The sequence below is a fragment of the Nonlabens sp. YIK11 genome (genome assembly GCF_001413925.1).
Taxonomy (GTDB): Bacteria; Bacteroidota; Bacteroidia; order Flavobacteriales; family Flavobacteriaceae; genus Nonlabens.
Window position 1 is genome coordinate 1,089,111 of the sequence record NZ_LBMJ01000001.1, and the last position, 13,290, is coordinate 1,102,400.

At 40.8% G+C, this 13,290-nt stretch carries 13 protein-coding genes; 5 read left to right on the forward strand and 8 right to left on the reverse strand.

The window, feature by feature from the left end; all coding sequences use genetic code 11:
• Positions 1–6 precede the first annotated feature (6 nt).
• The 3 genes from AAU57_RS04900 (at position 7) to AAU57_RS04910 (ending at position 2,690) form a co-directional block, all read left to right on the forward strand.
• On the forward strand, positions 7–594 hold the full coding sequence (locus AAU57_RS04900) for a HupE/UreJ family protein (RefSeq protein ID WP_055411857.1): 588 nt from the start codon (positions 7–9) through the stop codon (positions 592–594).
• 75 nt (positions 595–669) lie between these two features.
• On the forward strand, positions 670–1,098 hold the full coding sequence (locus AAU57_RS04905) for a deoxycytidylate deaminase (protein WP_055411858.1): 429 nt from the start codon (positions 670–672) through the stop codon (positions 1,096–1,098).
• On the forward strand, positions 1,098–2,690 hold the full coding sequence (locus AAU57_RS04910; RefSeq protein WP_055411859.1) for a S41 family peptidase: 1,593 nt from the start codon (positions 1,098–1,100) through the stop codon (positions 2,688–2,690). The genes AAU57_RS04905 and AAU57_RS04910 overlap by 1 nt, the downstream gene beginning before the upstream one ends.
• On the opposite strand, the gene AAU57_RS04915 is transcribed toward AAU57_RS04910, so the two are convergent.
• The 3 genes from AAU57_RS04915 to AAU57_RS04925 all read right to left on the reverse strand — a co-directional run bounded on the left by AAU57_RS04915 (position 2,687) and on the right by AAU57_RS04925 (position 4,816).
• Entirely contained in the window at positions 2,687–2,890 is a 204-nt protein-coding gene (locus AAU57_RS04915) for a hypothetical protein (RefSeq protein WP_055411860.1), read from the reverse strand. The genes AAU57_RS04910 and AAU57_RS04915 overlap by 4 nt on opposite strands.
• Before the next feature lie 2 nt (positions 2,891–2,892).
• On the reverse strand, positions 2,893–3,483 hold the full coding sequence (locus AAU57_RS04920) for a MarC family protein (RefSeq protein WP_055413676.1): 591 nt from the start codon (positions 3,481–3,483) through the stop codon (positions 2,893–2,895).
• Between the two features lie 145 nt (positions 3,484–3,628).
• On the reverse strand, positions 3,629–4,816 hold the full coding sequence (locus AAU57_RS04925) for a pyridoxal phosphate-dependent aminotransferase (protein ID WP_055411861.1): 1,188 nt from the start codon (positions 4,814–4,816) through the stop codon (positions 3,629–3,631).
• Between the two features lie 104 nt (positions 4,817–4,920).
• Here AAU57_RS04925 and rsmG point away from each other — a divergent pair, with 104 nt between their 5' ends.
• Positions 4,921–5,562, forward strand: a complete 642-nt coding sequence (gene rsmG / locus AAU57_RS04930) for a 16S rRNA (guanine(527)-N(7))-methyltransferase RsmG (protein ID WP_055411862.1) — start codon at positions 4,921–4,923, stop codon at positions 5,560–5,562.
• A gap of 398 nt (positions 5,563–5,960) precedes the next feature.
• On the opposite strand, the gene AAU57_RS04935 is transcribed toward rsmG, so the two are convergent.
• The 5 genes from AAU57_RS04935 to AAU57_RS04955 form a co-directional block, all read right to left on the reverse strand.
• Positions 5,961–6,806, reverse strand: coding sequence for a hypothetical protein (locus AAU57_RS04935; protein WP_055411863.1), 846 nt, complete (start codon positions 6,804–6,806; stop codon positions 5,961–5,963).
• Positions 6,807–7,007: 201 nt separating this feature from the next.
• Entirely contained in the window at positions 7,008–8,636 is a 1,629-nt protein-coding gene (pruA, locus tag AAU57_RS04940) for an L-glutamate gamma-semialdehyde dehydrogenase (protein WP_055411864.1), read from the reverse strand.
• Between the two features lie 287 nt (positions 8,637–8,923).
• Positions 8,924–9,310, reverse strand: a complete 387-nt coding sequence (gene apaG / locus AAU57_RS04945; RefSeq protein WP_055411865.1) for a Co2+/Mg2+ efflux protein ApaG — start codon at positions 9,308–9,310, stop codon at positions 8,924–8,926.
• Positions 9,310–10,479 (reverse strand): DUF3667 domain-containing protein, encoded by a 1,170-nt coding sequence (locus AAU57_RS04950; protein ID WP_055411866.1) that lies wholly within the window; start codon positions 10,477–10,479, stop codon positions 9,310–9,312. The genes apaG and AAU57_RS04950 overlap by 1 nt, the downstream gene beginning before the upstream one ends.
• Positions 10,480–10,506: 27 nt before the next feature.
• Entirely contained in the window at positions 10,507–11,763 is a 1,257-nt protein-coding gene (locus tag AAU57_RS04955; RefSeq protein WP_055411867.1) for a DUF5103 domain-containing protein, read from the reverse strand.
• A gap of 180 nt (positions 11,764–11,943) precedes the next feature.
• Between AAU57_RS04955 and AAU57_RS04960 the strand changes: the two genes are divergently transcribed.
• Positions 11,944–13,287 (forward strand): Na(+)-translocating NADH-quinone reductase subunit A, encoded by a 1,344-nt coding sequence (locus AAU57_RS04960; protein WP_055411868.1) that lies wholly within the window; start codon positions 11,944–11,946, stop codon positions 13,285–13,287.
• The last annotated feature ends 3 nt before the right edge of the window (positions 13,288–13,290 follow it).

Consider the following 13,290-nt stretch of genomic DNA (forward strand, 5'->3'; position numbering starts at 1 on the left):
CTTTTGATGGATAATTTTAAATTCTATTTTTTAGAGGGTTTTTGGCATGTGCTTGACCTGCAGGCTTATGACCACATCCTTTTTATTATTTTGCTCGCGGTTCCCTATTTGTTTAACGGTTGGCGCAAGCTATTACTGCTGGTAACCGCCTTTACGATAGGTCATTCCATCTCTTTGCTGCTGGTCACCTTTGGCAAGGTTTCTTTTTCATCGGCTTACATAGAATTCTTGATACCTGTCACCATTGCAGTGACCGCATTATATAACATCTTCACCGCAGGACGCCGCCACCAGAACAATACGCCATGGCTTACTGTAATTATTGCCATCTTTTTTGGACTCATTCATGGGTTTGGTTTCTCTGGAGCCTTCCGCATGTTGGCTTCTGGAACTGATGATAACATCCTTTTGACGCTGGCAGAATTTGCTTTGGGAATCGAGGGCGCACAATTGGTTATTGTACTGATTGTCTTGATTCTAAACTTTATCTTTACAGGACTTTTCCGTTTCAGTAAGCGGGAATGGGCACAGATCATTTCGGCCATCATTTTTGGGATCGTTATTCCCATGTTGATCGCAAGATGGATCTGGTAACATGCGTTGAGGTTGAAGGGAATTTCGCTTTCGCGAAAGCGAACTACTTATCAATCACCCTAACAAAACACACTATTGAAACCTGAAAAGCAACATAGATACGACGTCGCCTACCTCAAAATGGCACAGGAATGGGCACAACTTTCCTATTGCAAGCGTCGCAAAGTAGGAGCGCTAATCGTGCGCGACCGCATGATCATAAGTGATGGTTATAACGGCACGCCTAGTGGTTTTGAGAACTTTTGTGAGGATGAAGAAGGCTATACCAAATGGTACGTGTTGCATGCCGAGGCTAATGCAATACTAAAAGTGGCCGCTTCTACACAATCTTGTACGGGCGCAACGCTCTATATTACCATGTCGCCTTGCCAGCAGTGCAGTAAATTGATCCATCAAAGTGGCATCAAACGTGTAGTATACCTCAATGCCTATAAGGACGATAGCGGTCTGCAATTCCTCGAGAAAGCAGGCGTTATTACAGAACAGATTAGCCAACTCGATTGATGAAAAAACAATATCTATACTACCCATTATTTCTAGGGATCTTCTTTGGACTAGGGATTTTGATAGGCAATCTATTGTCTGTCAACGGTATGGATGATGCCTTCACAACTTCTGGCAACCTTAAGAAGCGTAAGCTTAACAGACTCATAGATATTATTGACCAGCGTTATGTGGATGAGGTCAATACAGATAGCATCGTGGATGTTACCGTCAATGGTATTCTTCAAAATCTCGATCCACATTCCATCTACATCTCAACAGATCAAGCACAAGCCGTCGCTGATGATATGCGAGGTAACTTCGTGGGTATTGGCATTAGGTATTTTGTAAATCAGGATACGATTTCAGTTTTGAGCACGATCAAAGATGGACCTAGCCAAAAAGCCGGTATCAAAAGCGGTGACCGTATTCTTACCGTGGACGGCAGACCATTGTATGGAGAAAACAAGGTTTCTACAGATCAACTAAAAGGAGAATCTGGCTCAAGAATCACGTTAGGTGTCCTTAAACCTGGTGACAGTACTGTATTCAACGTACCGGTTACTCGCGGCCAGATTGCCATTAAAAGTGTTGATGCCGCCTATATGTTGACTAATGAATTGGGTTACATTAAGGTCAACCGCTTTGCAGAATCCACCACGGCAGAGTTCAATCGTGCCATTGATATTTTGAAAAGAAAAGGAGCACAGCAAGTCGCTGTCGACTTAAGAGATAATCCTGGAGGTGTTTTACAAGCGGCTCTAGACATGGCCGATGAGTTTTTGAAAGATGACCAGTTGATGCTATTTCAAAAGGATCGCAACAATAAGCGAAAAAACAGTTATGCCACCTCAGATGGTGATTTTGAGGACAAACCTGTATTTATTCTAATCAATGAAAATAGTGCCAGCGCCAGCGAGGTCGTTGCAGGTGCCCTACAGGATAATGATAAGGGAACTATCATAGGTCGACGCAGTTTCGGCAAGGGATTGGTGCAGCAGGAAATGCAACTGGGCGATGGTAGTGCCGTACGATTAACCGTGGCTAGATATTACACGCCTACAGGTCGTAGTATTCAAAGGCCCTATGATTCTGGTAATGAAGATTACTTCAATGAATATCTTGAACGTTATGAGAATGGTGAACTACAGGATAAATCCAATATTGAGGTCAACGATTCTTTAATGTATAAAACACCAGCAGGAAAAATCGTGTACGGTGGTGGTGGTATTATTCCCGATGTTTTTGTTGCAGGACCTAAAGGTTACGAGAACCAAACCTTAGATTATTTTGCCAGAACAGGTTTTGCAGATCGTATTGCTAACGATTTCTTGCGTACTGAAGGTTCTTACTTGCGATACATGCCAGAAAGGGAATTTGTAGATTCCTACCAGGTTCCAGAAACGCTTTTATTGGAATTTTACCAAAGGGCCAGAGGTGGAAATAATAAATCACTGCGATTGACGGGCAATCGTGAATTCATGATGCTGCTTTTAAAAGCCTCACTTGCAGAACAGCTTTATGGTACAGAGCTTAAAGTGAAATTGCTCAACACTATGGATCCCATGATAGATCGATTAAAAGAGTTGAGTCGAGACCGCAAAAATGCCTAGTTGCCACCTGGAGCTTTTGCCTTGATCTTATAGGAAATAAGCATGATGCCCATTAAAATCACCACGCAAAGTGCCGCAACGATACTAATGACCGCAATCTGACTTTCACCTACCAGCGGATTTGAAAAATCAATTTTAAAGACATTGAACGCAATACTGGCAATTCCCAGTATCATGATCGCATAGAATACATATTTCATAACTAAAAGAGTTCTTTGATGTTGGTCGCAAAAAGTTTGACAGCTATCGCTAGCAAGATAACTCCAAAGATTTTTCTTACCACATCGATTCCCTGTTTTCCTATCGCCTTCTCAATGCGGCCAGAATTTTTCAATACGGCATAGACAAATACGATATTGATAAGAATCGCAGCAATAATATTGATGGCATAATATTCAGAGCGTAAGGAAAGTACTGAGGTAAGCGTACCGGCACCGGCAATCAAAGGAAAAGCAATGGGAATAATCGCGGCAGTCTCTGGCTGGTCGTCTTTATAAAGTTGAATGCCCAGAATCATTTCTAATGCAATAAAGAAAATGATGAAGGCGCCTGCCACGGCAAAAGAATTCACATCAATACCTATCAGATTGAGCATGCTCTCACCAACGAACATAAAAACGATCATCAATATTCCAGCGACGACACTGGCCTTTTCACTTTGAATATGTCCTACTTTACGACGCAAGTCCACAATAATGGGAATACTACCTACAATATCAATCACCGCAAACAAGATCATGCTTGCCGTAAATATTTCTTTAAAATCGATGACCGCAAAAAACTCTGAAACCATACTCATAACACACCTCTTAAATTTGGCCGGCAAAAGTACTGCCTTTAAAGAGTTTCTTAGGGTAGGTAGTCCGTTAAATTTGAGTTACTAAAACAAAAAGAAAAGCCCGCAATTGGCGGGCTTTTTAAAATATGGGAATATCGTTTTAAGACAAAGCTAGGTGGATACGCTCCATTGCTTCTTTGATCTGTTCGGTACTTGCAGCATAAGAGATACGTATACAGTTAGGCGCTCCAAAAGATTCACCTGATACGGTCGCTACAAGCGCTTTTTCTAATATGAATAAAGAGAAATCCTCTGCTGTATAAATTTTATGACCTTTGATTTCACGACCAAAGAAGGCCGAAATATCTGGGAACACATAAAAAGCACCTTCTGGCTCATCAGTAACAAAGCCGTCGATCTGGTTCAATAATTCTAGGATCAGTTTGCGACGCTCTGCAAAGGCATCGATCATGTACTGGATCTTAGAAACTGGTGCCTCAAGAGCAGTGATTACTGCACGCTGTGCGATACAGCAAGTACCACTAGTAATTTGTCCTTGAAACTTGTTGCACGCACGCGCAATCCAGGTAGGTGCACCTATATAACCTACACGCCATCCAGTCATGGCAAAGGCCTTGCTTACACCGTTGATGGTTACCGTACGATCATACATCCCTTCACAAGCTGCGATACTCGCATGGCCAGATCCATAGTTAATGTGCTCATAGATCTCATCACTCACTACGATAATGTCTGGATAATCCTTCAAGACGGCTGCAAACGCATCCAGTTCTTCTTTTGAAAAAACAGAACCGCTAGGATTGTTGGGCGATGAGAATAAGATCATCTTGGTTTTGGGCGTGATCGCGGCACGCAACTGTTCTGCGGTAATTTTGAAATTTTGTTCCACACCAGCGTGAACCTCTACGGGAACACCTTCGGCGAGTTCAACGATGGCGCTGTAGCTTACCCAGTACGGTGCAGGTAGGATACACTCGTCACCTTTATTAAGCAAGACCATCGCAACATTGGCGATAGATTGTTTGGCACCTGTTGATACCACAATCTGGCTGCGGTCATACGTCAGGTTGTTGTCGCGTTTGAATTTATGGATGATCGCATCCTTCAATTCCACATAACCATCCACTGGTGTATATGAATTGTAGTTGTCATTAACAGCTTGAATAGCCGCATCCTTTACAAAATCTGGTGTATTAAAGTCTGGTTCTCCTAAACTTAGACCAATAATATCTTTGCCTTCTTCGCGCAATTCTCGCGCTTTTGCAGCCATGGCAAGTGTGGCACTGGTAGGTAGATTGTTGATACGGTCTGATAGATGCTCATTCATGATCACAAGTATTTGTTACAAAAATATCATTCATCCGCAACTAGCAATACAGATCGCCATATAATATTCGTTTATTTTTGTAAAACCTTAAAAACCCAGCATTCGTGTCACAAATCATCAAAGAACACTTCCCACATATAACAGATCGTCAACAGGAGCAATTTGCACAACTGGAAGGATTGTATCGAGAATGGAACGCACAGATCAATGTGATCTCCAGAAAGGACATTGATGAATTATACACGCGCCATGTTTTACACTCGCTGGGAATTGTAAGTGTAGTTCGCTTTCGCGAAAGCTTACCCAACACACCTGGTGGCACAAGAGTCATGGATGTGGGAACCGGCGGCGGCTTTCCTGGAATACCGCTGGCGATCATGTTCCCAAAAACCAAATTCCATTTAGTCGATTCCATTGCCAAAAAACTGAAGGTCGTGGATGCGGTCGTAGAAGCATTGGGACTGGAAAACGTCACCACAGAACACGGTCGAGCCGAAAAAGTAAAAGGCAGATTTGACTTCATCGTCTCCAGAGCCGTGACTAACATGACCGATTTTGTAAGCTGGACACGCAATAAAGTGCGTAAGGACAGCTACCACGAGATAGAAAATGGGATACTTTACCTAAAAGGCGGCGACCTCACCGAAGAACTCAAACCCTTCAAACACGCCGACATCTACGAACTGGATCAGGTCTTTGAAGATCCTTTTTTTGAGACCAAGAAAGTGGTGCATTTGCCGTTGTAGAATTCACATCGCTTTCAAACCAATATCGAGCGATAGCGTTGCACTGAGTGCAGTCGAAGTGTCTAGATATGGTTTAGCACTATCTTTTATCTATTCAAAGCGCTGCTTCTTGCCCTATCTACTACCGGCAGGCAAGTCTTGAAATTTAGAAGGCCTTTGACTGATTTAAAGTTTTGGTAATCCTAGTGTTCGCATGATTTACAGTTGCAAACCTTAGATTCAAAATTTCATAGCGGTGAGTTACGGCCGCACGCAATGGGCTTGAACGGTTTGGGCTATGAACAGTTGCGTTATGTTGTACTTAACTTAGCAAGTGCACGTCAAGCTGAAAATCCATGAGGATTTTCAGAAGTAGGCGAGAACAAGCAATTACTTATAGCCATTGTTGTTAAACGTTTTTAAAATGGCAAATCATCATCGAGATCATCTGATGGTTTTATATTCTTTGATACACGGATACTATTTACATATTTTTTCCAAAAGAACAAACCTTTGCTAGAAAACCTATAATAAAAGTTATTTTCTTCTCTTACTTCTTCAACTATACCTTGTATCAAATATTTTTCCTTGATAATTTCATTGATTCCACGTGGGAATTCTCCACCATTTCTAATTTTTACGCCCACATCTCTGAAATAATCATATAAGTCAGATTCTCGAAATTCTATATATTGATTTTCAAAAATTGAATTTTGTGTATTTTGTTTGTTTTTACTACTGTCAGAAATAAGTTTTTTCAATTCTTCATTCTCATTATTCAATGTTTCCAGTTCCTTTGATTGAGATTTTAAATATTCATCTCTTTCGTCTAATTGGTTTCGTAATTGTTCAATTTGTTTATTAAAATCAGCTTTATCTCTGTAACTTGCTTTTACATCTTCTAATTTACTTTCCTGGATAGCGATTTCTTGCTTGCCTTCATAATCAAAGACTTGTTGTTTTATTAAGTTTTTCTTTCTCCCAATAGTAGATTTTCTAACTAATTCGTCAACTCCCCACATAAAATAGGGAAGAATTATTACATAAATTAAAGCAATACCAAATGGTATTAAAAGATAAGTGTCAACAGAAGCATAATTAGTTTCTATATAATTAATCCTGTTCTCAATAATTTCGTCCGAGAACAACAAAATTGTTATAGGTTTCCAGTTTATAGCGATCCAAGAGATAATAAAAGTTCCAATCAGAGGATTTTTAATTCTCTCTTTTGATGATTCAAAAAATGACTTTAGTATTTCTTTCATTACTTGGTTATGTCAAAATGTTTTACAACTACATATATCAACTCAAATATACTCCTTATGAGTAATTATAATTTTGATAATAACGACGTAAGCGCCCCATATGTCAGATCAACTATCAGGAGCTTTGACTAGCCCACTTAAAACAAAACGCCTTCTCAAATTAATGAGAAGGCGTTTTTCAAATCTATAATGAGAAACTAATTACTCACCCATAAACGGATAGCGATAATCTGTTGGGGTTACAAAGGTTTCCTTGATCATACGTGGAGAAACCCAACGTAGCAAGTTCAGTTTTGAACCAGCTTTGTCGTTGGTTCCTGATGCTCTCGCACCACCAAAGGGCTGTTGTCCAACCACCGCACCTGTACACTTATCATTCAAATAGAAGTTACCGGCACAATTTTCCAATGCTCTGGTAGCCTGATTTAATGCATAACGATCTTGTGCAAGAATGGCACCCGTCAAGGCATAAATACTCGTCTCATCTACCAGTTTCAATGTTTCTTCCCACTTGCTGTCTTCATAGACATAAATTGTAATCACTGGACCAAAGAGTTCTGTCTCCATGGTTTCATAATTAGGATCTGTCGTCACGATCACGGTAGGTTCTACAAACCATCCTTCACTCTTATCATAACCACCGCCAAAAACGATTTCTGCTTTCTTGCTTTTCTTCGCTCGGTCGATGTAAGAAGCTAACTTGTCAAAAGAACCTTCATGAATTACAGCCGTCATGAAATTGGTCATATCTGCTGGCGATCCCATTTTGATGCTCTCGATATCTTTCCCTATCAATTCTTTGACCTCTGGCCAGATGGTTTTTGAAATGTAAGCTCTAGAGGCAGCACTACATTTTTGACCTTGGAATTCAAACGCGCCACGTACGATAGCGGTAGCTACTTGTGCAGGAACGGCTGTCTTGTGAGCCACGATAAAGTCTTTTCCACCAGTTTCACCAACGATACGTGGATAGGTTTTATACGTATTGATATTTTGCCCTATTTGAGACCAGATATCTTTAAATACCGATGTAGATCCTGTAAAGTGCACACCAGCAAAATCCGCATGAGTCAAAACTTCTTTAGTCATCATCACAGGTTCTGCATTCACCATGTTGATCACACCATCAGGAACTCCAGCTTCTTTGAAGATCTCCATAATCACATTTGCGCTCAACATCTGGTGGTCACTAGGTTTCCACACACAAACGTTACCCATAAGAGCGGCACTCGCAGGCAAGTTACCGGCAATCGCGGTAAAGTTGAATGGGCTTATACAGTAGATAAAACCTTCTAGTGGGCGATATTCCAGTCTATTCCAGGCGCCAGAAGTGGATTCTGGTTGCTCTGCATAGATCTCGGTCATGTATTCTACATTGAATCTTAAAAAGTCAACCAGCTCACACGCGCTATCGATTTCTGCTTGGAATACGGTTTTGGATTGGTTTACCATAGTTGCCGCATTAATGCGAGCACGGTACGGTCCAGCAATCAGTTCCGCAGCTTTAAGGAAAATTCCAGCACGTTGTTCCCATGGCAGTTGAGACCACTCTTTGCGAGCTTCCAAAGCGGTAGAAATAGCTTTTTGAACTTCTTTTTTACCAGCTCTATGGTAAGTTCCCACTACTTTCTTGTGATCGTGCGGTGGTCTTATCTCGCCGGTGTCTTTGGTTTTGATTTCCTCGCCGCCTATGTAGACGGGCACCTCGGTAGTTGTGTTATAAAAATCTTGGTATGCTTTTAGAACTTCCTCGCGCTCTGGAGTGCCTGGTGCATATGATAGAATCGGCTCGTTAATGGCCACTGGTACATTGAAAAATCCTTTTCCCATGATTGTATTTTTCTCGGTTTAAAATTTGGCTGTGAAAATACAAAATAGAGACGGCAATGCCTTTTTATAAACCTAAACTTACATTTAAGTCTCAACAGATTTTGATTCGTATTCGGATCAATTTCTACGACATCTTGTGTAAGCACGATGTCAAATAGTTGCAAGGAGATTGATTTTATTACGCTTTCGCGAAAGCGTAACCTTCAAAATCATCTAAAAAAGTAAAAGCTGTCGAGGTTGTACGGAAATATTTTGCAGTTTACCGCAACTTAGATCTGATCTAAAGTTTAATTCAAGGCAAATGGCGCGCTTAGCTTGAACTTGGGAATGTTCACGGCAAAGTGTCTTGCCGAGCTAAAATTGACCATAGTATATGTGCCGCTCATACTACCGAAGGGCGATGCCAGCAAACAGCCGCTGCTGTACGTGTGTGATTCACCAGGTTTAAGAACAGGTTTCTTGCCTATCACGCCTTCACCGTCAATATGCTCTGTACGGCTCAAACTATCCTTGATCTTCCAGTGACGAGAAGTGAGTTGGACGCTGTCCTTGCTTTGGTTCTCAATGGTAATGTTGTAGCCAAAGGCGAAGTGCATCTTATAATTCTTATAAAATGTACCCTGGAAAGACGTGCGCACCGTGATCTTGATGCCTCTGGTAATTTGCTGTAACATTATACGCTTAAAAAAATACTCACTATTACAAACAAGGAACTGCTTGTTGCTAGAAGAATGAAAAATACAAAATTTATCATTAGAAATTTCAAGATGGTCTTAAATCGTCCTTGTTTATAAAAATTGCGCATCGCCTTATATAGATAGAAGGGTCCAATAAGCGCAAAGAAAATGCTTGCTAGAATGTTACTCTCAAAAAATGCAAACTCTGCCAGCATGAAATAGAAGGAAAGGAATATAAAGGTGAACAGGTGAAAGTTGAACACCATGTGTTCCATATAGGTAAAGTTGCGCCTTGCGTATAGCAACCAGAAGATGAGACTCAAAGCTGGTGCAAAAAAGAATAGAAACAAGGGTATTTTAGGCAACAGAATATCTGATAAAGTGATAGGGTTGGAGAAAACGTCCTGCAATTTAGACGCCTTGCGATATCTAAAAACATTTGAATTGTTCTTGCGATGGCCTAATTGTTCCAGAGCTTCTGTGGCGGTTGTGTTGCGGTGGTCGTCATAGAAGTTGGCATAACTTTCAATTTGATTGATGTACCGCGGTATGAAAGACATCGAGTCCAGCTCTGCCTGACTGGTGTAAGAATCACGGCCTAGCTTTATTGAAGTTGTGTCTTTTTCAAATTCTTCAATGGCTTTATCTGTGACAAATCTTTGAATAGGCGATCCGTTTTTACTTATGGAATCCTGGATCTCTCTCATTTGTCTAAGCAGATCCTGTTTGTTCTGGACGGTACTATCAATCTTGAGTTGGAACAAGCCAGCCTCTGCCGTATTTTCATTATTGTCTTCAGAGATTTGAATGGGTGCCATGGTCTCTGGAGCCATTTTGATGCTAAATTGTAATAGCAAGAAGAATACGATACTTACAGTAAGAAAAAACCGGAATGGATTGGCATATCGTGTCCTGCGACCCGCGCAATATTCTTGAGTAACCTTTCCTGGTCTTATAAGTATACCACTTATTGTCCTCCAGATGCGATTATCATAGGAGATGAAATTTGACAAAAACTCGCTGAAAAAATCAAATAGCGATAAGCGTTTCTTTGAATTGATCTGGCCGCACTGGTGACAATACTTATCTGCCTTTTCAAGAGGCGTATCGCAATTGAGACATTTCTCACTGCGATACTCTGGCAATAATCTTACTGGTAAGCTCATGATCGATGGTTGGTCGATCAAATATAATTAATTGGAAATATTGGCGCTATTGCCAGAACCGTAACCTATCAACTGGTCATAACGGCCGCCAGGCTCTCGGTAGTAGGCCAGAACGGTGTATTCATTTTCAGTTTGCCATTTGTTACCGCTTATCAATCCTGGCAGTTCCATGCCATTTTCATCAATCACTGTATATCTATAATTGTAAAAACCTTGCTTGAGCAACATGGTCACTTCGTACAAATTAGTCTGCGGATTAAAAGTCATCAAATTCTCATCCTGATACTGGTGACCGTTGTAATTACCGGTAACAAAAACACTGGAATTCTCTGGAAGAACTGCTAATGGGTCTAGTTTGAAGTGCACCTTGAGATATTCTGCTTGAATGTCATTATCCTCATTAGTAGTTGTAGTCACCAGAAAGTTGCCATTGATGTCAGGAAAATATGTGTATTCCTGATAGAGTCGTGAGGCATCTATAAAAAGAAAAGATTCATACAATTCATTGCGACGTACATAGTCGATATTGACATTAGGTGATCTAAAATCCCTGTTTTCAAAATTGAGGTATTCATTTCCAGCCCAAAAGGACGTTGGCCCATCATAATCATACAATTGTTTGTTGCCTAAATTAAATTGTGGCTGGATATTATAGATCGCCGTGTTGAGGTCGCTGTTTTGAATGATGGCAACCTTAAGGTTTTCCTTTGGGTTAATGAAGTTGATCTGTTCAGAATCTACAAAAAACTCCACACGCTGCTTGACCGATACAAATTTGAGATCTCGAGCGCGTCTTATGGCAACACCTACTAGCGACTTGTCATCCAGCAGCATGAATTTTCTGGAAAAGACCAATTCGCGGTCGTCATTATAAAAATGGACCATGTAATTGCCACTTACGGTAAGCGCGGTAGTAAATTGATTGGGAATGGTCAACTCATAATGTGAGTAGGATTGAAGTGTGGTAAAGGAGTTGCGATAGTTAAGTATACGCCTGTCATCCACACCTCTCAAAAATTCATTTTTAAAAAGAGCGCTAGGCTTCCAGTCATAATCGTAATGCTCGATCTGGTAAAAATAATCAGCCTCGTCGCCTATGATATCATCAAAACTAATGTTGATGGTTTCTCCCAGTTTGTAGACTGGCACCATATTTTCTGGTGGTTTGTTGAAGGTAACCGTTTTGATGTAGTCAGGATCATTGACTAGGTCTGAAAGTTCTTGCGCTTCCGCGAAAGCGGAACAAAAAACCATTGTAATGAACATGAAAATAATCGACCTCATAGAATGAAAATTGGCTGGATAAATATAAATCAAAAACCTGTGGCAATCAGGTTGCCAAAGCAGTGCCAAAGCAACCTTAAATAACTATTTAGAAGTAATCTAAATAAAATTCACAGGATCAACTGAAACCTTTATTACTTAAATTTGCAGACTCAAAAAAGGACTAAATCCATTCATCCTATGTCAAAGGACATTAGAGTTAGAAAAGGGCTCGACCTCAAGCTCAAAGGCGTGGCAGACAAATCAATTGTCGATGCGCCGCGATCTAGCGTTTACGCGATCAAACCATTAGATTTTCATGCGGTAGTTCCCAAGCTTGTGCACAAGGAAGGTGCAAAGGTCAAAGCTGGTGAAGCCATTTTTTATTCCAAATACGACGAGCCTGTAAAGTTTGTGGCGCCGGTAAGCGGTACCATTTCTGAAGTGGTTAGAGGTGCCAAAAGGCGCATTCTAGAGGTGCGTATCACTGCAGATGCTGTTGATGAGCATGTTGATTTTGGTAAAATGGATCCCAATACTGCAGATGCTGCAGCGGTTAAAACCAGAATTTTGGAAGGTGGCTGCTGGCCGTTTATCATTCAGCGTCCTTACGACATTGTCGCCAGCTCTGAAGATACGCCTAAGTCTATTTTTATTTCTGTTTACACTACAGCGCCACTTGCTGGTGATGTGGATTTTATCGTTTCTGGTAAAAAGGAAGCTTTTCAAGCAGGAGTTGATGCGCTTAGTAAACTAACAAGTGGTGATGTGCATATAGGTGTTGGTAAGGATTCAAAACTAGGATCGATTGCAAACGCAGTCATACATAAGGTGAAAGGACCGCACCCAGCAGGTAACGCAGGTGTTCAAATTCATAAGATTGATCCTATCAACTTTGGCGAGAAGGTTTGGGTTGTTGCAGCAGAAGATGTTGCTACCATTGGTAATCTTTTCTTGACCGGTCAATTCCATGGAGAACGCACAGTAGCACTAGCGGGATCTGAAGTAGCTGATGCAGATCGTAAATATTATAGAACGATCATAGGTGCCAACGTTTCTACATTGGTTTCTAATGTAAATACTAACGAAACTAGAATCATTTCTGGTGATGTGTTGACAGGAGATAAACTTGACAACAATCAATTCCTGAATTTCTATCATAACACATTAACCCTTATTCCGGAAGGTAATGAATATGCCTTATTAGGGTGGTTGCCATTCACAAGAAATAATATTCCAAGTATCTCTGGAACTTCCCTGTCTTGGATGAAAGGTGGTCGCAGCAAAGTCGACACAAACCTTAACGGTGAAGAGCGCGCCTTAGTGGTGACTGGTGAGATGGAAGAAGTGTTGCCTATGGATATTTATCCTATGCAATTGATCAAGGCCTGTATGGCAGGAGATATTGAAAAAATGGAAAACCTAGGGATCTATGAAGTAGCTCCAGAGGATTTTGCCCTTGTAGATTATATTAACACATCAAAGTTAGAGGCTCAAGAAGTAATACGTTTGGGTCTTGATTTAATGATAACTGAAGTAGGATAAACT